Here is a 23,458-nt window from a genome sequence, read left to right as displayed (position 1 = left end):
GGATCACATAGAGCATGTCTACTTAATCCCGGCCGCCATTGTGTACAAGCCGTCAGCCGGTACCCGAAGCGTATCGGTAGAGACAGCGGGAGAGATCAGGACTTACTCGTCCTCTTCGCCGTCCTCGGACCTCAGCTCGATTTCCCCGTTGTTCACCAGATCGCGCATGGCGTTGACGATCAGGCTGAAGGCGATTTCGCCATCGGCGCGTTTGACCTTGCCGCGTTCGGTAACTTCTTCGCGGATGTTGTTGGCCATGCGGTTCGACATGTTTTCCAGCAGGAATTCGCTAGAGGCAACGTCCTCTTCCGCGCTGGCAAAGGCGATGGCGGTGACCACATCGGGCTGGGACAGCACGCGCATCAGCTTGGGTACATCCAGCGGGTGCATGCGCTCAGCGATCAGGCCGTAGGTGAAGATCGCCTTTCGCACGTCGCCGGCGAATTCCTCGTCTTCTTCTTCCAGTGCGGTCAGAACCTCGTCCCGTTTGGCTGCGGCGGCTTCGGTCAGGATGGCACCGACGCGCTGGCCCGGGGTGGTGTCAAAGGCCAGATCCGGGCGGGCCTCCACCTGCGCGGCCAGGGACAGGCCGATCCGGTCGACGGTGTCCGGGGTCACGTTTTTGGTATGGCTGACGGCATAGGCGATTTTCCGGGCCACGGGGCCGGGCAGGGCAGCCAGCATCTGTGCCGCCTTGGCGGTGTCGAGCTTCGACAGCAGCACGGCCGCAACTTCGGTGCTTTCTGCTTCGGCGAGCGAGGCGAGATCTTCGGGTGCAAGCTGTTTCAGACGGTCCCAGGGATTGCCGAATTGGCGCACGCCGGCCTCTTTGCGCAGGCGGCTGGCGGTATGGCGGCTGATCTTACCATCCATGGCGGTCAGCGCGCCAGCCAGCCCGTTGGGGAAGGTCAGGCCAACGTTGTCGAGCATTTCGGCAAACTCGGCGGCAACAGCGTACAGCGTTTCGCGGTCGACGATGCGCATCTTCCCCATCTGCTGGGTCAATTCCATCTGCAGCTCATCGGGCAGTTCTTCAATCGGGATGTCGGCGCCTTCGTTCAGCAGCAGGCGTACGACGATCGCCGCCTTTGCCTTGCCGCTCAAATGGGAAGCGGAGCCGCCGAGCGATCCACCCATGGGACTATCCATTCCTTCCCCCATTCCACCAAGCGGAGCCGGAGCCGAAAAATCTCCCAATCCATCACCGCCTGTCGCCATGGGGAGCGCCAACATCTGGTCGTCTTGCATCTATAGGACCCTTGCCAAAAAGATTCTCTTTCTGTTGGGATCAAGATAGGCCATTAGCGGTAAAGAAAGACTAAAGCTCAATAGCTTGAGGTTTGTCCGCTCTGCAGCGCCTTGTAGAGCGAGACCTCAGGCCAGCTGCCAGTGCCGCCACGCGCACGGATTTCCTTCCACTGTGCCAGGGCCAGCCCCAGTTTTCCTTCCTCGACAAAGCCTTGCCCCATATAGGAGCGGGCCAGAAGGTTGTCGGGATCGGTAGCAATGGCGCGCTGGTAATAGGCGTTGGCCTCATCTGGCTGGCCGAGCTTACGGGCGGTGAAGCCCCAGTAGGTCAGGACCCGACCTTCGCTTTGATCCGGCATCGCGGCCAGAACCATTTGCGCGTCCTTCAGTCGGCCCGCATAGGCCAGTTCACGCACCGCGTCATACAGCGTATCGGCATCCAGCGCCGAATCCTTGGCGTCTACGCATTTGCCTTTTTTTTCGTCCCAGACCTGCGCTCCGGTACATTCCTTGGTGGTTTGCGTGGTGGTCGGAGCCGTGAAGGTATTGTCGCCAGCGGCAAAGGCTGCCCCGGAAAGTGACATCGCGGGCAGGGACATCACGGTTGCAAGAACGATGGCACGCATTGGGGATCCTCATTACGGGTTATGGAGGGAATCTAGCCTGATTTACCAGCTCAAGGGAGGGGAATTCCTAGGAAAAGGGAGCTTCCGGTACTCTCTGGCGAATATTTGCCCAGTGGCGGGTGCGTAAATGAAAAACGCCCCGCCATTTTGGCGGGGCGCTGTCACATGTCAGATGGGGCTACCGTTCAGGCGCCGAACACCCGTTTGAAGATCGTGTCGACATGTTTGGTGTGATAACCCATGTCGAATTTTTCCTTGATGCCATCTTCGCCGAGGGCAGCAACAACCTCGGGGTCTGCAAGCAGCAGTTCTTGGAAATCAAGGCGCTCTTCCCAGACCTTCAGCGCGTTGCGCTGCACCATGGAATAGGCGTCTTCGCGGGACACGCCCGCTTGCGTCAGCGCCAGCAGCACCCGCTGCGACATCACCAGGCCGGGGAACTTGTTCATGTTTTCCAGCATGTTCTCGGGGAAGATCAGCATCTTGTCGATGACGCCGGTCAGACGGTTCAGGGCAAAGTCCAGCGTCACGGTGGCGTCCGGGCCAATGCCGCGTTCGACCGAGGAGTGCGAGATATCGCGCTCGTGCCACAGCGCCACGTTCTCCATCGCCGGGATCACGGTCATGCGGACCAGGCGCGCCAGACCTGTCAGGTTCTCGGTCAGCACCGGGTTCTTCTTGTGCGGCATCGCCGAGGAGCCTTTCTGGCCCATCGAGAAGAATTCGGCGCCTTCCAGAACTTCGGTGCGCTGCATGTGGCGGATTTCGATGGCGACGTTCTCGATCGAGGAGGCGATGACGCCCAGCGTGGCAAAGAACATCGCGTGACGGTCGCGCGGGATGACCTGGGTCGAAATCGGTTCGGGCTTGAGGCCCAGTTTCTCGCAGACGTGCTCTTCCACCGCGGGGTCGATATTGGCAAAGGTGCCGACCGCGCCGGAAATCGCGCCGGTGGCGATCTCTTCGCGGGCCTGCTGCAGGCGCGCCTTGTTGCGGTCCATCTCGGCATAGAAACGGGCGAAGGTCAGCCCCATGGTGGTGGGTTCGGCGTGGATGGCGTGGCTACGGCCGACGCGCACGGTGTTCTTGTGCTCCATCGCGCGCTTTTTCAGCGCGGCCAGCAGGTTGTCCATATCGGCAAGCAGGATGTCGGCAGCGCGCACCAGTTGCACGTTGAGGCAGGTGTCCAGCACGTCTGATGAGGTCATGCCCTGGTGCACGAAACGCGCTTCTTCGCTGCCCACGTGTTCTGCAAGATGGGTCAGGAAGGCGATGACGTCGTGTTTGGTAACGGCTTCGATCTCGTCGATGCGGGCGACGTCGAATTCCACGTCCTTGGCCTTCCAGACGGCGTCGGCGTTTTCGCGCGGGATCACGCCCAGATCGGCCATCGCGTCACAGGCGTGCGCCTCGATCTCGTACCAGATGCGGAATTTGGTCTCGGGGGACCAGATGGCGACCATGTCGGGGCGGGCATAACGGGGGATCATCGGCGGAAACACCTTTCGCAATTGCGGGAACACTTGCGCCGCGTCATAGACCGCTCTGCCCAAAGGAACAAGCCGCCACGGCGGGGGCGGGACGTATTGTCCGCCCGCCGCGGAGCCTAGCTGATCGGGTCAGCCCTGGCTGATACGGTCAAAGACGTCCTTGTTGCGGCAATAGGTCGGGGCCGCGTCCAGATGGTCCTGATCCGCTTGCAACTGGGTGCAGCCTGCCTGATCGTCGCAATGGCTGCAGCGCATGATAGCGCGCATCAGCTTGGGGCCTTCGTGCTCCGGGTCACGAGCGATGATCTCGCCCATGTCGATACCAAGGCGGTCGGCCATGCCGTTCACGAGGTCCGAGCTTTGCTCCAGTTTCTTCACCAGTCCCATGTTGCGTCTCCTGTCGTGCCAATAAGGGTGCGAATGCATTGCAGGCGATCATGGCTAAGAACGAAGGGCGGGCCTTGATATCGATCAATCGGCGCAGGAATTGCGCGGACGGGCGGCGAAAAAGCCGCCTGTCCGTGTCGTATATGGACTACGCTCAGCAGCGCTGAACTTAGTGAGGCGAAATGTCTACCGTGATCACCCGGGCACCGCTTTCCAATGTGCGATGCACCGGGCATTTGTCGGCGATCTCCAACAGCCTTGCGCGCTGATCCGGTGTCAGGGTGCCGCAGAGGCTGATTTTCCGGGTGAATTGATCGATCTTGGCCGGACCCGCCGGGGCAGCATCCTGCGCGTGCACCTTGTCGTGGCACACATCAACCGAAACGCTGTCAAGCGGCCATTCCTTGCGCCGGGCATACATCCGGATGGTCATCGAGGTGCAGGCGCCAAGCCCCGCTGCGACGAAACCATAGGGGGACATCCCCCGATTGGTGCCGCCATAGGCCAGCGGTTCATCGGCCAGCGCGTGGTGATGGGGGCCGGACTGAATGTCCTGCAGGAAGCCTTCGGGATCGGCTTCGGCAACCCGCACGATCCCCTCGGGCGCGCCGGGGGGCGGGGCGGGCGGTGTCATCTCCACATAGCGCCCGGCCCAGGCGGCAATCACCTCGGCGGCGTATTCGGCATCCTGCGCGCGGGAAATCAGATGGTCCGCGTCATCCAGCGTGACAAAGCTCTTGGGGTGTTTGGCGGCGGCAAAGATCTCGGCCGCGTTGTCGATCCCGACGGTTTCATCGCGTGGGGCATGCATCACCAGAAGGGCCGCATCCAGACCTGCAATGCAGGGGCCCAAGGCGCTGGCGCGGATATCGTCAAGAAACTGGCGGCGAATGGTGAAGGGACGCCCGCCAAGGCAGACTTCGGCGGCGCCGACCGCTTCGATCTCGGTCAGCTGGGAGCCAAAGTTGTGGGCCACATGTTCGGGATCATAAGGCGCGCCGAGGGTCACCACACCGCGCACCGAAGGAATGCCCGCGCGGGCGCGCAGAACCGCGGCGCCGCCCAGCGAATGCCCGATCAGCAGCTGCGGCGCCATATCACGCCCCGCCAGATACTGCGCGGCGGCAATCAGGTCCGAGACATTGGAGGAGAAGCTGGTGTTCTCGAACTCCCCATCCGAATGTCCAAGACCGGTAAAGTCAAAGCGCAGAACCGCAATACCCATCGAGGCCAGACGCCCCGCGATGCGCCGGGCGGCCGGGATGTCCTTGGAGCAGGTAAAGCAATGTGCGAACAGGGCGGTGGCAAGGACAGGCCCCTCGGGCAAGTCGAGGCGCGCAGCTAGCGCGGTCCCGGCGTGTCCGGGAAACGTGATGCGTTCTGTGGGCATGGAAGATTGGCCTTTGGTTTTCTCAATCCTAAGGTGCGGCAGCAGGCGGGGTTCGGCAAGGCGCGGGCCGAAAATAACACGTGAAGGTGAAGGGGCGAGACCATGGAGCACATCATCGGCATCGGAGGGTACAGCCCTGTAACAGTACGCGACCATGACATGTGGTTCCGTCTTGGCCGGTTCTGTGCGTCAGAACCCCGCGCCTTTGGTCGCGATCCGGCCACCGGGCACGTTACCGCTTCGGCCTTTGTTCTCTCTGCGGATATGTCGTCTGTCCTGTTGACCCACCACGCAAAACTGGACCGCTGGCTGCAGCTCGGCGGCCATTGCGACGGGATTGCCGATGCGCCCTTTGTGGCCCAAAAGGAAGCCTATGAGGAAAGTGGCCTTTCCCGGCTTGAGATGTTGTCGCCGCAGGTGTTTGACGTCGATATTCATGAAATTCCGGCATCGCCCAAAGAATGCGCACATCTGCACTATGACGTGCGTTTCCTGTTTCGCGCTGCGGCGGGGGAAATTCAGGTCAGCCACGAATCCCACGCGCTGGAGTGGGTACCTGTGGACCGGCTGGAAGAGCGAACAACAGCGCCTAGTGTGCTGGTAGTGCGTGAGAAACTGCCGGGATTTCTGCGCGGGGCCAGTGCCTGTTGACGGCAGTGCGCCTAGACCTGCCTCTGCGACGGTGGGTCGCGTGATTTTTTAGTGGTTTTTGGCTGAACGGGACACAGGGTCTCCTCCTTTTGATCAAATTTATGCTAGCACCATAACATGACAGCGATTCTACAGACCCAGATCCCGTACAACCCGCTTGCCTCGCAACGTTTGCCGGGGATCAAACCCCTGCCGGTGGCCGATTGGCTGCGTTCGGATGATGCCTTTGGCGACCAGATGGCGGAGCGTGAGCGCCTGCTGGACACGGCCCGGGACAAGGTCCTGATGCTGGATGAGGGCGGCCGTCCCGCTGCCGAAGAATTGCTGGAACGCGTACTGGCCCATCTGTACCCCGGTGCTGAGGATCAAGTGCAGCGCCCCGATGGGGTGACGGTGCGGATCGATTGGCTGGATCCCCTGGGAACCCTTGGCCGGATCACCCAGCAGGATTTCTGCATTCTGGAGAAACCGGAAGGCGCGGCGGAGCACGTGCTAACCGGCGCGGTTCTGTGTTTCCCGGCAAGCTGGACATTGTCTGAAAAATTCATGCGTCCGTTGACTGCCATTCATGTGCCGGTCGACAGCTATGACGCCAATATTGCGGCCCGGGTGCAGCGGCTGTTTGACGGCGTGCAGGTGGATCGCCCGCTGTGGCGGTTCAATGCGCTGTGGTATCACGATCCGATGCTGCACCAGCCCCGCAGCGCCAATGCGCCGCGCGAACAGCCGCGCAGCGGAGAAGCCGGGTTCATGCGCAGCGAAACGCAGAGCATTCTGCGTCTGCCTCGCACCCGCGCGGTTGTCTTTTCGATCCACACCTTCGTGCTGAGCCGCGCCGACGTCCTGCGCCAATGGCAGCAGGACGAGCAGGATATCGAGACCGTATAGGCTGCATCCGGCAAGGGCCCTCTGGTCCGGAGGCTCCGGAGTTCAGGGGGTAGGCAGCTTCAGGACCTTTGCTGCGGCTTGAACCATTTCCGTACTTTGCAGCAGGGCCAGAAAGACACCAAGGCTCAGGGCTTGCCTGCGCGGGGTCAGCTGGGAGCCCCTGAGCAATTCAACCAGCAAAAGCAGCAGGGCAGCGGGCGCCGACAGCATCGCAACCAGTCCGGTTGCAGCCCATGTCACGATGCCTTGCGCCCGCGCACCGCCTTGAGCGGGTTTTAGGCCCGACAGATCCACGACCTGATCGGCGTGTGCTGGATCGGTGCGCACGTGGCGGGCGCATTGCTGGTCCAGATCATCTGCCATCGCCTCTACCGGCGCGAAACAGGAACGTCCGCGCGGCTTCCCGGCCACGGGCGCCGGGTTTGCGCCACTGCGGGCGGCAAACAGTTTTGCCGAGGTCCGCGATTTGCCGGTCGGTTTGAACGGGGAGGGCGCGGGCAGGGCAGCCCGGGCGGAGCGGCGCCGCGGTAAGGCACTACGTGGGTGGATATTGTCGGACGCCGGGCGGCTGAGCAGGGAGCCCGGCGTCCTTTCGGCCGTGGCCTGCGCCTCTGCCGTATCTGCCATGTCTTCCGCGTGATGCAGGTTGAAGACGCCGAGAAAAGCGTCGCAGGTCATCGCCTTGGGCGCGTCCTGCCAGAACACCACCGTGGGCGATAGCGTTTCGGCCAGACGGCGCAGGAGAACCGCGAGCAGGATCTCGGTGATCTCGCTATCACTGCCGCTGGGGTAGAGGCGCTCCATGGTGACCTCAAGGAAGATTGCCGGAGCAGAAAGGCCGGCCGGAACATGAATGCCAAGCCGCAGCGGTAGGCGCCGCAGCCGCAGGATAACCCGGTACTGATCGCCTTCCATCTCGATCCGGTTTGCCGCCCGAGTGTTGATCTGCGCCATCGGGTGGCCGTATTCCTCAAGCATATCGACCGCCTGGATCAGCCCCTTGTTGAGGAGCCGGTTGCTGCGGGTCTTGAAACCGAGCCTGCCTTTGAACTGTTCTACCTGTGTCATTCTCAAGCCTCCTTCGTTCGGGGTGCCGTTAACCCAAGATTACAAAGGGAAAAGGCACAAAGTGAGGCATCAGAACAGGTTCTGAGGGGCGGGGTAAAAAATCCCGCCAGGGCAGGTCTGTAAATTTTTATTCAAATAAAAACAATGTGATGTCAGTCGTGTTTGGCGCAAGCCCCAGCCGAATGTGGCTGAAACCGGGCGCCCTGCGGCCATGTTGATGCCATAGTGATTACAATGCACGGCAAATGGACGGACTGTTCGCAGTATGGGGGAGTGGACTCAGTCGGCTCCCGTGCCAGCAATCCGCGGTCGCGCGCCAAGCCCTACGTTCAGCCGTCGATCTGCTGCCCCATGATGGCCAGCGATTGCTGATAAACGGTTGCCGCATTCCATTGTTTCAGGACTTTGTAATTCGGCTGCCCCGGCTGGTATCCCTTGCCCCGTTTCCAGCCTTTCTTGCGCAGGTAATTCGCGGTCGAGGCCAACGCATCCTGTTGATTATAGAAGTCGACGCGCCCGTCGCGGGTCCAGTCCACGCCATAGGTCAGCGCATTTCCGGGCAGGAATTGCGTATGGCCGAGCTCGCCATGTTTGGCGCCGAGTGTCGCGGGGGTGATCGCGCCCTGATCCACCAGCTTCAGCGCGCCGATAGCATGGGGCCGGAAGAAATCAGAGCGGCGGCAATCGTAGGTCAGGGTCACGATGGCAGAGACCACCTGGCTGTCGCCCATGAAATGGCCAAAGGCGGTTTCCATACCATGAATGGCGATCAGGACACCTGCGGGCACGCCGTATTTCTTTTCCAGCGCCGCATAGAATTCCGGATTGCGGGCCTTGCGTTTGCGGCCCTGCGCAACAATCGTGGCTGATCCACGCAGCTGCATGAATTTTTCCAGGCTGTAACGAAAGCTTTTCTGGTTTCGGTCGGCGGCGATGGTGCGGCTGGCGTATTGTGCCTGTGCCAATGCCTTCAGCCCCTTGCGCTTGACGCCCGCGCGCTTGGCCTCGGCGGCAAACTCTGCCTTCCAGCTGGCAAAGCCCGCAGAGGTGTTGCCACAGGAGGCGGCCACAGAGGCGACCGGCAGCAAAGAGGTCAGGGTCAGGCAAAGAACTGGCAAAATACGCATGGCGGAAACCTTCGGAAACTGGAACTGGATGCCTCCAGCCTACCGCTCTCGCGCAGAAAATATACGGACATATGGCGCGTTTCGGCGCTGGTGTTGCTCTCAGGCAAAGGCCTCGGCGGCGGCGATGGCCAATCCGTCAGCCACGGCCGTCAGCGCATGACGGTTTTCCACCGTCGCGCCGGGGCAAAGCTGCTGAATTTCCTGCTGCAGACAGCCCAGCAGCGCCGAGCCCCCAACCAGAACGATGCGGTTAACCTCTTCCGGAGCAGTGCCTGCCAGTTTCAGTGTCTCTGCGGCGGTTTCGGCCAGTTCCTGCATCTGTGCCTCCAGTAGGGCCGAGATGTCATCGCCAGAAAGAGAGGCCTGCAGGCCGCGCTCCAGAACCTTGAGATCGATCTGTGCGTCGGCGTCCTGCGGTTGGTTGGCTGCGATCTTGCCGCGCTCCACCGCAAAGGCGATGTCGTGGCCCAGTTCATCCTCCAGCGTGCTAACGAGGCGCGCCAGCCTGTCCGGCTCGCTCGCCTGTTGCTGGAGGTCACGTGCGGCGCGGCGGTGCTCGGGCGTATAAAGAAACGGGATCATCTGCCAGCTGGACAGATCGTTGTAGATCCGGTTCGGCGCGGGCAGGGTGCCGCTGCCGAAACTGTTGCGGATGCTGCTACCACGCCCCAGAAGCGGCATAACACGGGCTAGGCTGATCTTCTGGTCGAAATCGGTGCCGCCCAGACGAATCCCGTAGGAGGCCAGAATATCAGTGGTGCCGTCAGCGTCCTGCCGGAAGGCGGTAAAGTCCGAAGTGCCCCCACCGATATCGACAATCAGCCCCAGCCCCGAGCGGGCCTCGGTTGCGCGCAGCGCCGCTTCGGGCTCCAGCATGAAGCGCACGTCCTGAAATCCGGCAGCCAGGTAGCAGGCACGGAGGTCGTCTTCGGCCTGGGCATTGCGGGCCTCATCGCGGCTGTGAAACCGCACCGGACGGCCCGACAGGGCATGGGTGAATGTCATGTGGGTCTGCGCCTCGGCGCGGGCTTTGACCTCGGCCAGAAACTGGGTGACTACCGCCGAAAGGGTCATTCGCTGCCAGCCAAGGCGACGTTCCTCGTGCAGCAGGGGCGTTCCAAGGAGGCTTTTGAGGGCGCGCATGAAGCGGCCCTCGTCGCCGGAAATCAGCGCCCGGGTGGCGCTGCGTCCTATGCGCATCTTGCCGCTGTCGGGATCAAAGAAAACGGCAGTGGGAAGGGTCTGTTCGCCCGGTTCCAGTTCAATCAGCCAGGGGCGCCCGCCCGCCGCCACACCTGCCGCCGAATTGGAGGTGCCAAAATCGATGCCTAAAGTCATGGGGGCGGTCATTGGCCTGTCTCCTGCGGGTCCGGGGAGCGACGGCTTTACAGGCAGAACGGGCGGGGTTCAAGAATGACTGCCCCGCGCATTTGCCTTTGTCATCCACAGCGATGGCCGAACGCGGTTGATCGGTTCAGTTCGCAGAGGATCCGCTTGGTAAGGTAACCCGAAAGGTGGAGCCTTGTCCGACCTCAGAGGACACTTCCAGCAGGCCATTGTGGTTGGAACAGATCCGGCGGCTGAGTGTCAGTCCGATGCCGGTGCCATCGTATTCATTCGGGTTGTGCAGCTTCTTGAACAGCTGAAAAATCTGCTGCTGATCTGAGGTTGAGATCCCAGCGCCATTGTCGGTGACGTCGATGCGTTCCTGCCCCTTGTTGGCCCCGGAAACGGACGTAATGGAGACGATGGGTTTGCGCGCGCCTGAGCGGAAGGTGATGCCATTGGTGATCAGGTTCTGAAATAGGCAGCGCAATTGCATTCGGTTGCCAGTCACCACCGGCAGGGGGCCAATGTCGACGGTGGCCCCGGCATGCAGGATCTCGCCTTGCAGATCCTGCACCAGCTCGCCCACCAGCGTGTTGAGATCGATGTCCCGCTTTTGGATGCGGGCGCCAACCACGCGGGAGTATTCCAGAATGTCATTCATCTGCCGCATCATGCGGGCTGCGGTCTTCTGGCTTTGCTCCAGCAGGAAAATTCCGTCCTCGCTCAGCCGGTCGCGTTCGGCATCCAGCTCCTGCAGCAGCAGGTTGAGCGTATTGGCTGGCGATTTCAGATCATGCGAAACCGCATAAGTGAATTCGCGCCTCTCCCGGTTGATATGTGCCATTTCAAGCAGGGTTGCCCGCGTCCGGATCGCATCGGTGGCGCAAAAGGCCAGTTGCCGCAGCAGGGATATGTCCACCTCAGTCCAGGCGCGCGGTTTGTCATCGATTACCGCCAGCACCGCAGCGGGTACACCGCCGGGTCGATAAACCGGCACGCCAAGATAGGAACCAATGCCAAGCCCCTGGGCAATACCCGTGCCCAGATCCGGGGGAGGGTTTGGGGCATCTTCAACAGCCACGGGGGCATCCTTTTGGATCACGTGCTGGCAAAAGGAATGAGACAGAGGCGCGTGCCGATCCTCTGCCGCCGGGCCGCCAAGCCCGGTCTGACTGGTGAAGAATTGACGTTTTGCGTCGCTGTCGATGGTGGAGAGCAGAGCCACCGGGGCGCCAATGGTGCGTTGTGCCAACCGGGTCAGGTTGTCGAATTCCGGGTGGGGCGGGCCGTCGATCAGCTCAAGATCCCTGAGGCTGAATTTCTGCATTATGAACGCTCGCTATTCTGAGAAACTCATGTCGCACCCTACGACATTATGGTGGCAGAGCTTAACCTTTTCTGAAGCGCCCGCATCGCTCCAGATCTGAAGGCTGCCACTGGGTGCCCCACTGAAGGCCGGACCTGTGAATGAAAAAGAGCGCCCGATGGGCGCTCTTTCATGGTTTCGACTGCCGCAGCTATTAGCAGCTGTAGTACATGCCGTACTCAACCGGGTGCGGGGTGTGCTCGTAGGTTTCGACCTCTTCCATCTTGAGCGCAATGTAGCCCTCAATCTGGTCTTTGGTGAACACGTCGCCCTGGAGCAGGAACTCGTGATCGGCCGCCAGGCATTCCAGCGCTTCGCGCAGGGAGCCGCAGACGGTCGGGATGTCGGCCAGCTCTTCGGCGGGCAGATCATAGAGGTTCTTGTCCATGGCTTCGCCGGGATCGATCTTGTTCTTGATGCCGTCCAGGCCGGCCATCAGCAGGGCTGCAAACGCCAGGTAGGGGTTTGCGGCCGGATCGGGGAAGCGGGCCTCGACGCGCTTGGCTTTCGGGCTTTCGGTCCACGGAATACGCACGCAGCCGGAACGGTTACGGGCGGAGTAAGCGCGCAGAACCGGAGCTTCGAAGCCGGGGATCAGACGCTTGTAGGAGTTGGTGGACGGGTTGGTGAAGGCGTTCAGCGTTTTCGCGTGCTTCAGGATGCCGCCGATGAACCACAGGGCTTCGTCGGACAGGTCCGCATATTTGTCACCAGCAAAGAGCGGCTTGCCGTCTTTCCAGATGGACATGTTCACGTGCATGCCGGTGCCGTTGTCGCCTGCGATCGGTTTCGGCATGAAGGTTGCCGATTTGCCGTAGGCGTGCGCGACGTTGTGGATCACGTATTTGTATTTCTGCAGCTCGTCCGCCTGTTTGGTCAGGCTGTCGAAGATCAGGCCCAGTTCGTGCTGGCAGGAGGCAACCTCGTGGTGGTGCTTGTCCACCTTCATGCCCAGACGCTTCATGGTCGACAGCATCTCGGAACGCAGGTCCTGTGCTTCGTCGACGGGGTTGACCGGGAAGTAGCCGCCCTTGACGCCGGGACGGTGGCCCATGTTGCCAACTTCATACTCGGCATCGGTGTTCCAGGACGCGTCGGTCGCGTCGACTTCATAGGACACCTTGTTGATCGAGTTGGAGAAGCGCACGTCGTCGAACAGGAAGAATTCCGCTTCCGGGCCCATGAACGCCGCATCGCCGATGCCGCTGGACTTCAGGTAGGCTTCGGCCTTCTGTGCGGTGCCGCGCGGGTCACGCTCGTAGGCTTCGCCGGTGTCGGGCTCAACAACCGAGCAGTGGATGCAGATGGTTTTTTCCGCGTAGAACGGGTCGATATAGGCGCTCTCGGTGTCGGGGATCAGCTTCATGTCCGAAGCTTCGATCGATTTCCAGCCCGCGATGGAGGAGCCATCGAACATGAAGCCTTCTTCGAGGAAATCCTCGTCGACCATGTCCACGTCTACGGTGACGTGCTGCAGTTTACCACGTACGTCGGTGAACCGGATGTCGACATAGGCGACTTCCTCGTCCTTGATCAGCTTCAGAACTGCGTCCTTGCTCATTGGTGCTTTCCTCTCCGTAAGAAAATTCGTGTGTTGCTGCGCCAACCCGCTACGCTGCCTTTGGCAATCTAGGCGCGCTGGCGGTATCTGGTATTAAAGTGCGTCGGGGCCGGTTTCGCCGGTCCGGATGCGGATGGCCTGCTCGACCGGGCTGACGAAGATCTTGCCGTCGCCGATCTTGTCTGTCTTTGCCGCGTTCACGATGGATTCGATCGCGCCGTCCACCTGATCGTCGTCAAGAACCACCTCGATTTTCACCTTGGGCAGAAAATCGACGACGTATTCGGCGCCGCGATAAAGTTCCGTGTGCCCCTTCTGGCGACCAAAGCCCTTAACCTCGATCACGGACAGGCCCTGTACACCGACGTCCTGCAGCGCCTCTTTCACCTCGTCCAGTTTGAACGGTTTGATGATGGCTTCGATCTTTTTCATCTCGTGGGCTCCTCACAACCTTGTCGAAGCTGGTCAGATCATTTCTAAATGCTGGCGACAATGGATGCGGCCAAAGATGCCGGAAAATCAGCCTGCAAAATGAGCGCATGTGTTTAAAAAATAGTCACTACGCACAAAAAATAATCAGAATTGAATCGCGGGAGCCTGGAGAATGACCGAACTGCTGACAGCTGCCCAGATGCGCGCCATCGAACAGGCCGCAATCGAGTCAGGTAAGGTGACCGGCCTGGAGCTGATGGAGCGGGCCGGGCAGGGCGTGGTGGAGGCGATTTTCGAGGAATGGCCCGATCTGGACGCGGGCGGCAATCGCGCCGTGGTCCTATGCGGTCCCGGCAACAACGGTGGCGACGGTTTCGTGGTCGCGCGGCTGCTCAAGGAGCGCGGCTGGGCGGTGGAGGTTTTCCTTTACGGCGACCCGGCCAAACTGCCGCCGGATGCGAAGGCGAATTATGAGCGGTGGTCGGAGATGGGAGATGTGACGGTACGGGCCATCGATCCTCCGCCGCTGCTGGATGACGGCCTAAGAACGCCTGATCGGTTTGATCTTCTCGTTGATGCGCTGTTTGGAACTGGCCTAACGCGACCGTTAAAGTGTCTGTTCACTATCTTTTCAACAGCACGATCTCTATTGGCGGAAAACGGTGTGCGGGTCGTTGGGGTCGACCTTCCCAGTGGTGTCTGCTCAGATAGTGGGCAGACGCTTGGTGCTGCTATTGGAGCGGACCTAACGGTCACATTCCATCAGCAAAAACTGGGTCATTTCCTTGGAGGCGGATCAGAGCTTTGTGGGAAACTCGTGGTCAAGGACATTGGTCTCAAGGGCATCCCCCGTCCGCGGGTGGGGGTGAAGCCCCCGCCCATGGGGGCGGTCGGGGGCTGCCCGGCGGTCCCGCCGGGAGATATTGTACAACTGGCCAATCCATCCTTGGTTGGCAAAGGCTCCGGCCACAAATTCTCCCACGGCCACGCCCTGATCCTGACGGGCGGTGCGGGCAAGACAGGTGCGGCACGGCTGTCGGCGCGGGGCGCGCTTCGGATCGGGGCGGGGCTGGTGACGCTCGGTGTGCCGCCAAGCGCCCAGCAGGAGGTCGCCTGCCAGATCACCGCCCTGATGCTGCAACGGGTGGTAGATGCTGTGGCTCTGGCTCAGGCGCTGAAGGATACCCGCCTCAATGCGCTCTGCCTTGGCCCCGGATTGGGGCTTGATCGCGCGCGGGATCTTGTTCCTGCGGCACTGGCGGCCAAGCGGGCCACGGTGCTGGATGCCGATGCGCTCTCAGCCTTTGCCGATGCGCCGGAAGAGCTGTTCCCCATGCTGCATGAAAACTGCGTGCTGACGCCCCATGGCGGCGAATTTGCGCGGCTGTTCCCGGATATTGCCGCGAAACTGAATGCGCCCGCCACCAAAGGCCCGGCCTATTCCAAGGTGGACGCCACGCGGGAGGCCGCCGTGCGGGCAGGCTGCGTGGTGCTGTTCAAGGGCGCCGATACGGTCATCGCCGCGCCGAATGGGCGATGCTTCGTCAACTCCGCCCATTTTGATCGCGCAGCGCCCTGGCTGGCGACGGCCGGGTCGGGGGATGTGCTGGCGGGATTTATCACCGGTTTGCTGGCGCGGGGCCTTAGCCCGATGCAGGCGGCGGAAAGCGCCGCCTGGCTGCATGTGGACTGCGCGTTGGAATTCGGCCCCGGACTGATCGCCGAGGACCTGCCAGAGCAGATCCCAGCCGTATTTCGCAAGCTAGGGTTTTAAGCCGCCGGGCGCAGATTGTCGCCTGCCGCGCGGGAGGTGGCGATCTCCATGCCGCCCGCGTAGATCACATGGGGGCGGTCAAAGGTCAGGGTGCAGAGTTCCAACATCTGCATGCCTTCGTCGCGGATGAACTCCTCATCGATCAGTTCGAACGCAGGAACCACGGCCTGCGGCTGGCCGAACATTGCTTTGGCGCGCCAGTCTCGGATCAGAACCTGCTGGTTCAGCGGCAGCAGCAAATCTCCGCCCGGCTGCGTGTGCCCAAGCGATCCGGCTGTGAAGCGGACCGCATGCATCATGGCGCGGGATTTGCGAATCTTGCTCAGCGGAGTGAGGCCCTGCGTCCGTGTAATCAACTGATCCCCGGCTGTCAGAGTCTCAACGGCCAAAGCGCCGTCTTGGGTCTGGATCGGAGTGCCGGTAATCAGCGTAACCGAACTTTGGGCCGCGTGGCTGCCGGTCTGCTCGCGGCGGCTTTGCAGGATGCGCGCAACGATATGCTGCGCAGGCGGATTCGCGTGCGGTTTCATGGGGTCTCTCGCTCTGCCTCAGTAGCATTTTATTTTTTTTTCAGACACTAGCCATTTGCCGTGCCCGCGTCTGCGCAATTTTTCGCTTATGGGGGAAGCTGTGGCTGAGATGTGTCTTTGGTGCCGCAATCGAATAGTGTGGTTCCGGTGCGATTTCCTCTCGCATCCTGCGGCGCGCTTTGCTATTCAGCGGCTCACGCAGCGCCGGAAGGTGCTGCGCCAGTGCGGGTGTGGCGGAATTGGTAGACGCACCAGATTTAGGTTCTGGCGCCGCAAGGCGTGGGGGTTCAAGTCCCTTCACCCGCACCACTTTGATTTCAAATAAAAAGTCCAAGTCGCTTTTGTCAGGATTCCGCTGGGGGAATTGAGGGTTGCCCCTTTTTGTGCGGTGGTAGCGGCGGCTGGTTGACGTCCTGTTGCATCGTCCAGGTCCCGACTAACGCACCTGACCCACGTAGGCCCGCGCGGCCGAAACAGTTCCTGAAAACGTTGCAGGTTCCAGGTTTAAGGAGATTCGGACAGAAAGGTTGGAAACTCTCGCTGAACCCCGTGCATGAAAATGTCGATTTCAAGCGCCAGGCCGACCTCGAAATCGTGGAGGTCGGGGCCGCTCCAGTGGTCATCCTCGAGGCGGTCAAGGAAGCTGCAACGGATCTGCTCGTCCTGTGGCTTCAGGGGGAGGGTCCCAGCGGCACGCAGCAGGTCGATACGCTTATGAACCTCGCACATACCATGAAAAGCCTCCATCATCACACGCATCAGGCGCGGCTCGGTTCGCCAAGTCTGCCCCCCGAATACGTCTTGGATCACGCGGTTACCGGCACCCAGACAATCATAGGCAACGCACCCCTTCAGGCCTTCCTGCGTCAGCTTTTCGTGGATGCTGCAGCGATGCCCCGAGAGATTCCTGCAAGGTTCGCCAGGGTTCTTGTCGAAAGCAAAGTCTTCGCCCTTGTCGAAAGCCAGTACAACACAGCAAAGGGCTGCGCATTTCGAGCAATCGGTTTGGAGACGGTCTGTGTGCGGCATTGTGGTTATCGACTTCCGATGGTCGCTCAGTTGGAGGTTCCGGGCTGCCATACCTTTTGAAATTCCTCAAGTCTGGATATGTCGGCGTTTCAGTTGTGTACCGCGACGCGACACCCCGGCGGTGCATCGACCTTTCACCCTAACCGCGGCATACGGCGGTCGTTTGCGGCGGTATTACTCGTTGGGGTTATGGCACCGCAGAGCAGAGAAACGCTGGGCGGCGCCTGAGCCGAGAGCGGGCTGCTCGCCTTGGGGGGCTTCTCTAGGTGGAGCCGGGCACACATTCAGCGGCGAGCGTCAAAACAAGGCCGATGACCGCCTCACGCGCTTGATCCTGTGATTTCCTTCCGCGCAGCTTGCGCGCGAGCGCAGAGCCGCGGGTGGCGGCGTCCTGCGCTAGGATCAGCAGCGCAATCTCCCGCAGCTGGTGCATAGCCAGATCAGCTAGGTCTAGCCCCAACAGCCTTTCGAACTCTGCTGGCGGTCTGCACTCCGCCAGCATGCTCTTCAGGGCAGGTCCATTCTTTGACGTCTCGGCGCGGGCAAGGCAAATGTCGGTTATGCCCGCCATTTCGGAGAGAAAGACGTCAACCGGCATGCGGGCGGTCTTTTGGGAGTAGCCAGCTTGCCGCTCAAGAATGAGCTCCCGCTGCGCCGGGACAAAGGAGACCTGCAACCCATCGATCGCCACATCCGATGCAGCCGAGGGGCCGAGGCGATTGCGCAGGTTGAGCGCTTCGGCGAATAGCACCATTTGCAGAAGGTCGGTCTGTGTCAGATCACAGGAAATACGCTGAATTCCGCTGCGACCGATGTGTTTGTAGTTGAGCACAAACCGGGCGCCGCCGCCCTCCCGCGGCTCCATTGAAAATATCTTTGCTGACATGCCGCGCGTTATAGGGAAGGTTGCCGGACCTTCAAGCGACCTTCGACCGGTTCGGAAATGCGCGGTAACTGAGTTGTTGAGCGGTACTCTTGCGCATGGATATCGGCCAATGGACCACTACGGAGCAGGCAATTTGGGTGACGTAGATGTCGGTTTGCCTGCAAGACATGCCCCGATAGTGGGGCGGGCATATGGAGGGGGCCGTGGCGCCACGCCGAAATAGACGCCACGGCCACACCAATCAGGCTGCGAGGCCGACCTTGGTCACGGGCATGGCTTTGAAGCCTTTCAGACCTTCGATATTGGCCAGCAGGCGACGCAGGTTCGGGTAGGCTTCCAGCGAGATGCCACCTTCGGGTGCATGCGCGCTATAGGAATAGATGGCGATGTCGGCGATGGTCGGCTCGGTGCCCACCAGGAATGCACGGCCTTCCATATGCGCCTCGATCTTGCCAAAGACGGTGGCGGCGGTTGCCGCGCAGAATTCTGCGTCAAAGGGTGCGTTGAAGACGTTGATCAGACGGGCTGCAGCCGGGCCAAAGGCGATTTCGCCAGCTGCCAGGCTGAGGAATTTCTGCACCTCGGCTTCCAGCACCGGATCGGTGGGCAGGAAGGACGGTGCGTATTTGCGCGCCAAGTAGACCAGGATGGCGTTGGAGTCAGCGATCACGGTGTCACCGTCTTCGATTACCGGCACCTGACCGGCGGGGTTCAGCGACAGGAACGGCTCTACCTTGTGGGCGCCTGCAGCGAGGTCAACGGTGATGACCTCATGTGCGATGCCGGCGAGGTTCGCAAGCAGTTCTACCCGGTGGGAGTGGCCGGAGAGCGGGAAGCCGTGAATACGGATTGAATTGGACATTTGGGGTTTCCTTCCTTTGTCTGATGCCTGTGCGGCTTATCGACAAGGCAAAGGTAAACTCGCCATATTGTGAGGATAACCGGTGAAATTGACGAAGTATAATGTACGGATTGACGACAAAAAATATGCAAGGAACTCCATAGAATGGACACGCTGGATTGTATGCGCACCTTTGCTGCCGTGGCGGCGCAACGCTCTTTTACCGCGGGTGCCCGGCAGGTGGGAATCAGCACCAAACTGGCCAGCAAATATGTGGCCCGGCTTGAGGAAAGACTGGACGCGCAATTGCTGCACCGGACCACGCGCAGCGTCACTCTGACCGACACCGGACAGGCCTATCTGGAACGCTGCATCGCCCTGCTTGATCAGTTCGAAGAGCTTGAGGACGTGGTGCAGCAGCGCCAGCAGCAGCTTGTCGGTCCGATCCGCATCACGGCCCCGACCGGGCTTGGTAGCCGCGAATTGGTGCAGGCGCTACAGCCGTTCCAAACCGAGCATCCGGATGTGCGGATCGAACTTGTGCTCTCTGACCAGCATATTTCGATCCTTGAGGAAGGCGTCGATCTTGCGGTGCGGTTCGGCACGCTGAAGGATTCCTCGCTGGTGGCGCGCAAGCTGACCGATATGCCGGTGGTCGTGGCCGCATCGCCCACCTATCTGGCGGCCCATGGCGAGCCAAAGGAACCCCACGCGCTGTCGACACATAATTGCCTGCTGATGACAGCCTCGTCGCAGCCAGAGGTCTGGACCTTCAGCCAGGGGCGTCGTCAGATCGCGGTCACGGTCACTGGGGATTTCAGGGCGAATTCCCCCCGCGCGGTGGTCAATATGGCAGCGCTGGGGCGGGGCATTGGCCGGGTCCCGGAATACGCGGCACGCCCTTTTCTGGAGAGCGGCGAGCTGAAGCAGCTCTTTGCGGATCGGGGCACGGTGAATATGCCGCTTTATGCGGTCTACCCGCCCAACAGGCATCTGACCACGCGCATCAGGGCGCTGATCGATCATCTGGCCGGAGCATTTGGCGGGTGAAGCACCTGCCGGGGGCGGCGGCGGGGCAGGTCAGACCGACCCGGCTTTGACCGTCATGACGCGGTCTGCGATAGCGGGCAGATGCCGGAAGGCGTCGAAGGTGCAGGCCGTGACCAGCTGATCCACCGGGGTTTTCCGGTAACCCTGCGTGAAAAGGGCAAAGTCGATGCCCGCCCGCTGCGCCGTCTCTGCATCGACCTCGCTGTCGCCCGCATACATGCGCGAGGTCCCGCCCAGGGCTTCAAAGGCGTGGTGCAAGGGGGCCGGGTCGGGTTTTCGGACGGGCAGAGTATCACCGCCTACGACGACCTCGAAATATTGCATCAGATCCAGTGCTTCGAGGATTTGCAGCGCCGGGGCCCGGAATTTGTTGGTACAGACGCCAAGGCGAATGCCAGCCTCCTGCAGGCGCGTAAGGCAGTCGGTCACGCCTGGATAGGGCTGCGACAGGTCGGCGGGATGCGCTGCGTAATACGCCATCATCCGGGTGATGGCTAGGTTCTCATCGGCTTCGGGGATGCCGCTGTCGCGCATGACCAGCCGGACAAGGTTCGGTATGCCATTGCCGATAAAGCTGGTCACCCGCGCCAGCGTCAGCGGCGGCGTGCCAAACTCTGTCAGCATTTGGGTCACGGCGGCGTGGATGTCGGCGGCGCTGTCCACCAGCGTTCCGTCAAGGTCGAAAACGATTGCGCGGCTCATGCGGGATCCTTCCATTTGATCGAACAGCCCATCGACGGCACTTGATCCGCCGGGCCCTGGCCGGTGTCTGCGACCTGTCGCATGGCCTCAAACAATTCGCGCCGGGCGCCTTCCGGCGGCGGATTGCGTCCCGATGCATCGAGGCGGCCCCGGTACTGCAGCGTGCCTGCGGCGTTGAAGCCAAAGAAATCCGGTGTGCAGGCGGCATTCCAGCTGCGAGCGACGCTTTGATCTGCGTCATGCAGATAGGGAAAGGGAAAGGCTCGGTCACGGGCCAGTTCGACCATCTTCTCGAAACTGTCGCGGGGATAGGTTTCCGCGTCATTGGAACAGATCGCGGCCATCCCGATGCCCAAGGCTTGCAGGTCGCGGGCATCCCGTTCGATCCTGTCCAGCACCGTGATCACATAGGGGCAGTGATTGCAGATGAACATCACCAGCGTGCCCTTGGGGCCTGCGATATCCGTATGGCTGTAGGTCTTGCCATCGGTGGCGGGCAGGCGGAAATCCGGCGCGCGCCAGCCGAAATCGCAAACGGGAGGGGAGACGGCCATATCTTGATCCTATTGTCAGACGGTTTGCGCCGTGGGCAGAAGGGGGGCGAGCGCCTCAATGCCGCCGAGGTGAGTGACATCCGGGACCACGCATTCGGCGCCGGTGAAATCATCGTCGCCTGTGTAGACCGACGGGGTGACGATACAGGCCAGTCCGGCGGCGTCGGCGCTGCGTAACCCGTTGCTGCTGTCCTCAAACGCAAGGGCGTTTTCCGGGGCGATGTCCAGACGTTTCAAGGCCAGCTCATAGACATCCGGCGCGGGTTTCTTTGCAGCGACCTCGTCGCCGCAGGCAATGACCGGGAAAATACTGTCGGCAGGCGCGCCGAAACAGGCATGGCAAAGGGCATCGACATTGGGGCGGCTGGTGGTGGTGGCAATGGCCGCGGTCAGCCCTGCATCCTTTGCCTCTGTGATCAGCCCGGCAATGCCGGGGCGCAGGTCTAACCCGCCGTCGCCCATCAGGCGCACATAGCGCTCCGTCTTGCCCCTGTGCAGCGCGGGAATGTCGATGCCTGCGGAGGCAAGGTCAAGGTCACGCATGTGGAGGGCAATGCGTTCCTTGCCGCCGGTGGTCTGAAGCAAGCGGCGATAGTCGTCTTGGCTCCAGTGCCAGTCGAGGCCTTCTTTGGCGAATGTCTCGTTGAATGCACGCCGGTGCAGCTCCTCGGTTTCGGCCAGGGTGCCGTCCACATCAAAGATCAGCGCCTCAAGCGGCATTGGCCGCCGCGCGGATGGCGCGGATATTGTCGCCATAGATGCCCGTGTTGTCGACCGAGCCGCCCTTGAAGACCGCCGATCCGGCGACCAGCACATCGGCACCTGCCGCGCGCACCTTAGGGGCGGTGGTGGGATCAACACCGCCGTCGATCTCGATATGCACGGGGCGGTCGCCGATCATCTGGCGCAGGTCGGTGATCTTGCTCGTCATGTCGATGAACTTCTGCCCGCCGAAGCCAGGGTTCACCGTCATCACGCAGATCAGATCGGTGAGGTCCAGAAGATGCGCCACCGCCTCGGCCGGGGTGCCGGGATTGAGGGCAACGCCCGCCTTCATGCCCGACGCGCGAATGGCCTGTAGGGTGCGGTGAATGTGGGGTCCGGCCTCGATATGCGCAGTCAGCACATCGGCGCCCGCATCGGCATAGGCCTCGATGTAAGGGTCCACCGGTGCGATCATCAGGTGCACGTCCATCACCGTCTTCACATGCGGGCGGAAGGCTTTCACCGCCATCGGGCCAAAGGTGAGGTTGGGGACGAAGTGACCATCCATCACGTCCACATGCACCCAGTCGGCGCCTTCGGCCTCGATGGCGCGGATCTCCTGCCCGAAGTTGGCGAAATCGGCAGAGAGGATGGAGGGCGCGATCTTCACGCTGCGGTCAAAGGACATCGGGAGCCTCGTCATATCGGGGAGGGGCAGGGGGCGCGAACGCCCCCCGAATGTGCTGCGTCTCGGCGGGATCAGACCGCCAGCGCGCCGCTGCTGTAGCGTTTTGCCATCTCATCGAGATCAATCGGCGTGATCTTCGCGGCATTGCCCGCGGTGCCGAAGCGTTCAAAACGGTCAAGGCAGAGTTTTTCCATCTCTTCCATCGCGGGGATGGTGAACTTGCGCGGGTCGAACTCGGTCGGTTTTTCCTGTGCCACCTTGCGGAACTGGCCGGTGATCGCCATGCGGTTATCCGTGTCGATATTGACCTTGCGCACGCCCGACTTGATGCCGCGCTCGATCTCTTCGACCGGCACGCCATAGGTCTGGGGCATCTCGCCGCCGTATTCGTTGATCAGGTCCTGAAGGTACTGCGGCACGGAGGAGGAGCCGTGCATCACCAGGTGCACATTGGGGATCTTGGCGTGGATCGCCTCGATCTGGCTGATCGCCAGGATATCGCCGGTGGGCTTGCGGCTGAACTTATAGGCGCCGTGGCTGGTGCCGCAGGCGATGGCAAGCGCATCGACTTGTGTCTTGGCAACAAAGTCCTTGGCCTGATCGGGATCGGTCAGAAGCTGTTCCTGGCTGAGTTTGCCCACCGCGCCCGATCCGTCCTCTTCGCCCGCCTCACCGGTTTCCAGCGAGCCAAGCACGCCCAGCTCGCCCTCGACAGAGGCACCGACCCAATGGGCCATGCGGGAGACGCGCTCGGTGATCTCGACGTTGTAGTCGTAAGATGCCGGCGTCTTCATGTCCGCCTCAAGCGAGCCGTCCATCATCACGCTGGTGAAGCCGTGACGGATCGCCGAAAGGCAGGTCTGTTCGTTGTTGCCGTGGTCCTGATGCATGCAGATCGGGATCTGCGGATACATTTCCACCAGCGCCTGGATCATGTGCCGCAGCATGATGTCGCCGGCATAAGAGCGCGCCCCCCGGCTGGCCTGCAGGATCACCGGGCTGTCGCATTTCGCGGCGGCCTTCAGGATCGCCAGACCCTGCTCCATGTTGTTGATGTTGAAGGCGGGCACGCCGTAGCCGCGTTCGGCGGCATGGTCGAGCAGTTGACGAAGAGTGATAAGTGCCATGAAAACCTC

General features: G+C 61.4%; 24 protein-coding genes and 1 tRNA gene. 6 read left to right on the top strand and 19 right to left on the bottom strand.

Annotation, left to right across the window (positions count from 1 at the left end; all coding sequences use genetic code 11):
- Window positions 1-102 precede the first annotated feature (102 nt).
- From SM765_RS08925 to SM765_RS08905, 5 genes are all read right to left on the bottom strand, one after another.
- On the bottom strand, window positions 103-1,248 hold the full coding sequence (locus tag SM765_RS08925; protein ID WP_274837166.1) for a flagellar motor switch protein FliG: 1,146 nt from the start codon (window positions 1,246-1,248) through the stop codon (window positions 103-105).
- Window positions 1,249-1,325: 77 nt separating this feature from the next.
- Entirely contained in the window at window positions 1,326-1,874 is a 549-nt protein-coding gene (locus SM765_RS08920) for a tetratricopeptide repeat protein (protein WP_065270459.1), read from the bottom strand.
- A gap of 185 nt (window positions 1,875-2,059) precedes the next feature.
- Complete coding sequence (gene purB / locus SM765_RS08915) at window positions 2,060-3,364, bottom strand: adenylosuccinate lyase (protein WP_368981491.1); 1,305 nt, start codon at window positions 3,362-3,364, stop codon at window positions 2,060-2,062.
- A gap of 129 nt (window positions 3,365-3,493) precedes the next feature.
- Complete coding sequence (locus tag SM765_RS08910) at window positions 3,494-3,751, bottom strand: DUF6455 family protein (protein WP_274829147.1); 258 nt, start codon at window positions 3,749-3,751, stop codon at window positions 3,494-3,496.
- Window positions 3,752-3,920: 169 nt separating this feature from the next.
- On the bottom strand, window positions 3,921-5,141 hold the full coding sequence (locus tag SM765_RS08905) for a bifunctional alpha/beta hydrolase/OsmC family protein (protein WP_065270456.1): 1,221 nt from the start codon (window positions 5,139-5,141) through the stop codon (window positions 3,921-3,923).
- A gap of 102 nt (window positions 5,142-5,243) precedes the next feature.
- On the opposite strand from SM765_RS08905, the gene SM765_RS08900 reads away from it, so the two are divergent.
- Entirely contained in the window at window positions 5,244-5,792 is a 549-nt protein-coding gene (locus tag SM765_RS08900) for an NUDIX hydrolase (RefSeq protein WP_274837165.1), read from the top strand.
- A 117-nt stretch (window positions 5,793-5,909) separates the two neighbouring features.
- A complete protein-coding gene (locus SM765_RS08895) occupies window positions 5,910-6,680 on the top strand; it encodes a heme-dependent oxidative N-demethylase family protein (protein WP_274837164.1) in 771 nt (256 codons plus the stop codon).
- A 42-nt stretch (window positions 6,681-6,722) separates the two neighbouring features.
- Here the strand turns inward: SM765_RS08895 and SM765_RS08890 are convergent, their stop codons facing one another.
- The 6 genes from SM765_RS08890 to SM765_RS08865 all read right to left on the bottom strand — a co-directional run bounded on the left by SM765_RS08890 (window position 6,723) and on the right by SM765_RS08865 (window position 13,563).
- A complete protein-coding gene (locus tag SM765_RS08890) occupies window positions 6,723-7,748 on the bottom strand; it encodes a hypothetical protein (RefSeq protein WP_274834382.1) in 1,026 nt (341 codons plus the stop codon).
- Window positions 7,749-8,077: 329 nt separating this feature from the next.
- On the bottom strand, window positions 8,078-8,875 hold the full coding sequence (locus tag SM765_RS08885; RefSeq protein ID WP_274834381.1) for a lytic murein transglycosylase: 798 nt from the start codon (window positions 8,873-8,875) through the stop codon (window positions 8,078-8,080).
- A 99-nt stretch (window positions 8,876-8,974) separates the two neighbouring features.
- Entirely contained in the window at window positions 8,975-10,225 is a 1,251-nt protein-coding gene (locus tag SM765_RS08880) for an Hsp70 family protein (RefSeq protein WP_274837163.1), read from the bottom strand.
- A 124-nt stretch (window positions 10,226-10,349) separates the two neighbouring features.
- On the bottom strand, window positions 10,350-11,531 hold the full coding sequence (locus tag SM765_RS08875) for an ATP-binding protein (RefSeq protein ID WP_274834379.1): 1,182 nt from the start codon (window positions 11,529-11,531) through the stop codon (window positions 10,350-10,352).
- Between the two features lie 193 nt (window positions 11,532-11,724).
- Window positions 11,725-13,131 carry a type I glutamate--ammonia ligase gene (gene glnA / locus SM765_RS08870; protein WP_065270449.1) on the bottom strand — a complete coding sequence of 469 codons (1,407 nt, stop codon included), beginning with the start codon at window positions 13,129-13,131 and terminating at the stop codon, window positions 11,725-11,727.
- Window positions 13,132-13,224: 93 nt separating this feature from the next.
- Complete coding sequence (locus tag SM765_RS08865; protein WP_065270448.1) at window positions 13,225-13,563, bottom strand: P-II family nitrogen regulator; 339 nt, start codon at window positions 13,561-13,563, stop codon at window positions 13,225-13,227.
- A gap of 172 nt (window positions 13,564-13,735) precedes the next feature.
- Between SM765_RS08865 and SM765_RS08860 the strand changes: the two genes are divergently transcribed.
- Window positions 13,736-15,337: an NAD(P)H-hydrate dehydratase gene (locus SM765_RS08860; protein WP_274837162.1), complete on the top strand. Its 1,602-nt coding sequence runs from the start codon at window positions 13,736-13,738 to the stop codon at window positions 15,335-15,337.
- On the opposite strand, the gene SM765_RS08855 is transcribed toward SM765_RS08860, so the two are convergent.
- Window positions 15,334-15,867, bottom strand: a complete 534-nt coding sequence (locus tag SM765_RS08855; RefSeq protein WP_065270446.1) for a Hint domain-containing protein — start codon at window positions 15,865-15,867, stop codon at window positions 15,334-15,336. The two genes, SM765_RS08860 and SM765_RS08855, sit on opposite strands and share 4 nt — an antisense overlap.
- A 224-nt stretch (window positions 15,868-16,091) precedes the next feature.
- Between SM765_RS08855 and SM765_RS08850 the strand changes: the two genes are divergently transcribed.
- Window positions 16,092-16,176: transfer RNA gene (locus SM765_RS08850), tRNA-Leu, on the top strand.
- Window positions 16,177-16,416: 240 nt separating this feature from the next.
- Window positions 16,417-16,956 (top strand): hypothetical protein, encoded by a 540-nt coding sequence (locus tag SM765_RS08845; RefSeq protein ID WP_274834338.1) that lies wholly within the window; start codon window positions 16,417-16,419, stop codon window positions 16,954-16,956.
- 202 nt (window positions 16,957-17,158) lie between these two features.
- Here the strand turns inward: SM765_RS08845 and SM765_RS08840 are convergent, their stop codons facing one another.
- Window positions 17,159-17,761 carry a hypothetical protein gene (locus SM765_RS08840; protein ID WP_274834336.1) on the bottom strand — a complete coding sequence of 201 codons (603 nt, stop codon included), beginning with the start codon at window positions 17,759-17,761 and terminating at the stop codon, window positions 17,159-17,161.
- 262 nt (window positions 17,762-18,023) lie between these two features.
- A complete protein-coding gene (locus SM765_RS08835; RefSeq protein ID WP_274834334.1) occupies window positions 18,024-18,644 on the bottom strand; it encodes a glutathione S-transferase family protein in 621 nt (206 codons plus the stop codon).
- 144 nt (window positions 18,645-18,788) lie between these two features.
- Between SM765_RS08835 and SM765_RS08830 the strand changes: the two genes are divergently transcribed.
- Window positions 18,789-19,673, top strand: coding sequence for a LysR family transcriptional regulator (locus SM765_RS08830; RefSeq protein WP_274834331.1), 885 nt, complete (start codon window positions 18,789-18,791; stop codon window positions 19,671-19,673).
- 30 nt (window positions 19,674-19,703) lie between these two features.
- On the opposite strand, the gene gph is transcribed toward SM765_RS08830, so the two are convergent.
- The 5 genes from gph to fba form a co-directional block, all read right to left on the bottom strand.
- Entirely contained in the window at window positions 19,704-20,375 is a 672-nt protein-coding gene (gene gph, locus SM765_RS08825; protein WP_274834330.1) for a phosphoglycolate phosphatase, read from the bottom strand.
- Entirely contained in the window at window positions 20,372-20,929 is a 558-nt protein-coding gene (locus tag SM765_RS08820; RefSeq protein WP_274837161.1) for a thioredoxin family protein, read from the bottom strand. Before SM765_RS08820 ends, gph begins: the two co-directional genes overlap by 4 nt.
- Before the next feature lie 15 nt (window positions 20,930-20,944).
- On the bottom strand, window positions 20,945-21,649 hold the full coding sequence (locus SM765_RS08815) for an HAD family hydrolase (RefSeq protein ID WP_274837252.1): 705 nt from the start codon (window positions 21,647-21,649) through the stop codon (window positions 20,945-20,947).
- Window positions 21,639-22,322, bottom strand: coding sequence for a ribulose-phosphate 3-epimerase (gene rpe / locus SM765_RS08810; RefSeq protein ID WP_274834326.1), 684 nt, complete (start codon window positions 22,320-22,322; stop codon window positions 21,639-21,641). The genes SM765_RS08815 and rpe overlap by 11 nt, the downstream gene beginning before the upstream one ends.
- 71 nt (window positions 22,323-22,393) lie before the next feature.
- Window positions 22,394-23,449 (bottom strand): class II fructose-bisphosphate aldolase, encoded by a 1,056-nt coding sequence (gene fba / locus SM765_RS08805; protein ID WP_274834324.1) that lies wholly within the window; start codon window positions 23,447-23,449, stop codon window positions 22,394-22,396.
- Window positions 23,450-23,458: the final 9 nt, after the last annotated feature.

This window comes from Pseudophaeobacter sp. 1A09344, from assembly GCF_041008745.1.
Classification (GTDB): Bacteria; Pseudomonadota; Alphaproteobacteria; order Rhodobacterales; family Rhodobacteraceae; genus Phycobacter; species Phycobacter gallaeciensis_A.
The sequence above is the reverse complement of the archived record's forward strand: the minus strand, read 5'-3'. Positions and strand labels throughout refer to the sequence as shown.

Bases quoted from the DNA above. Each gene is read 5' to 3' on its own strand.
- SM765_RS08835 (WP_274834334.1), bottom strand. From the start codon at position 18,644: ATGTCCAATTCAATCCGTATTCACGGCTTCCCGCTCTCCGGCCACTCC.
- rpe (WP_274834326.1), bottom strand. From the start codon at position 22,322: ATGTCCTTTGACCGCAGCGTGAAGATCGCGCCCTCCATCCTCTCTGCC.
- SM765_RS08875 (WP_274834379.1), bottom strand. From the start codon at position 11,531: ATGCAGAAATTCAGCCTCAGGGATCTTGAGCTGATCGACGGCCCGCCC.
- SM765_RS08865 (WP_065270448.1), bottom strand. From the start codon at position 13,563: ATGAAAAAGATCGAAGCCATCATCAAACCGTTCAAACTGGACGAGGTG.
- SM765_RS08830 (WP_274834331.1), top strand. From the start codon at position 18,789: ATGGACACGCTGGATTGTATGCGCACCTTTGCTGCCGTGGCGGCGCAA.
- SM765_RS08890 (WP_274834382.1), bottom strand. From the start codon at position 7,748: ATGACACAGGTAGAACAGTTCAAAGGCAGGCTCGGTTTCAAGACCCGC.
- SM765_RS08820 (WP_274837161.1), bottom strand. From the start codon at position 20,929: ATGGCCGTCTCCCCTCCCGTTTGCGATTTCGGCTGGCGCGCGCCGGAT.
- SM765_RS08860 (WP_274837162.1), top strand. From the start codon at position 13,736: ATGACCGAACTGCTGACAGCTGCCCAGATGCGCGCCATCGAACAGGCC.
- SM765_RS08910 (WP_274829147.1), bottom strand. From the start codon at position 3,751: ATGGGACTGGTGAAGAAACTGGAGCAAAGCTCGGACCTCGTGAACGGC.
- SM765_RS08815 (WP_274837252.1), bottom strand. From the start codon at position 21,649: ATGCCGCTTGAGGCGCTGATCTTTGATGTGGACGGCACCCTGGCCGAA.
- gph (WP_274834330.1), bottom strand. From the start codon at position 20,375: ATGAGCCGCGCAATCGTTTTCGACCTTGACGGAACGCTGGTGGACAGC.
- fba (WP_274834324.1), bottom strand. From the start codon at position 23,449: ATGGCACTTATCACTCTTCGTCAACTGCTCGACCATGCCGCCGAACGC.
- SM765_RS08905 (WP_065270456.1), bottom strand. From the start codon at position 5,141: ATGCCCACAGAACGCATCACGTTTCCCGGACACGCCGGGACCGCGCTA.
- purB (WP_368981491.1), bottom strand. From the start codon at position 3,364: ATGATCCCCCGTTATGCCCGCCCCGACATGGTCGCCATCTGGTCCCCC.
- SM765_RS08900 (WP_274837165.1), top strand. From the start codon at position 5,244: ATGGAGCACATCATCGGCATCGGAGGGTACAGCCCTGTAACAGTACGC.
- SM765_RS08880 (WP_274837163.1), bottom strand. From the start codon at position 10,225: ATGACCGCCCCCATGACTTTAGGCATCGATTTTGGCACCTCCAATTCG.
- SM765_RS08920 (WP_065270459.1), bottom strand. From the start codon at position 1,874: ATGCGTGCCATCGTTCTTGCAACCGTGATGTCCCTGCCCGCGATGTCA.
- SM765_RS08855 (WP_065270446.1), bottom strand. From the start codon at position 15,867: ATGAAACCGCACGCGAATCCGCCTGCGCAGCATATCGTTGCGCGCATC.
- SM765_RS08840 (WP_274834336.1), bottom strand. From the start codon at position 17,761: ATGGAGCCGCGGGAGGGCGGCGGCGCCCGGTTTGTGCTCAACTACAAA.
- glnA (WP_065270449.1), bottom strand. From the start codon at position 13,131: ATGAGCAAGGACGCAGTTCTGAAGCTGATCAAGGACGAGGAAGTCGCC.
- SM765_RS08885 (WP_274834381.1), bottom strand. From the start codon at position 8,875: ATGCGTATTTTGCCAGTTCTTTGCCTGACCCTGACCTCTTTGCTGCCG.
- SM765_RS08895 (WP_274837164.1), top strand. From the start codon at position 5,910: ATGACAGCGATTCTACAGACCCAGATCCCGTACAACCCGCTTGCCTCG.
- SM765_RS08925 (WP_274837166.1), bottom strand. From the start codon at position 1,248: ATGCAAGACGACCAGATGTTGGCGCTCCCCATGGCGACAGGCGGTGAT.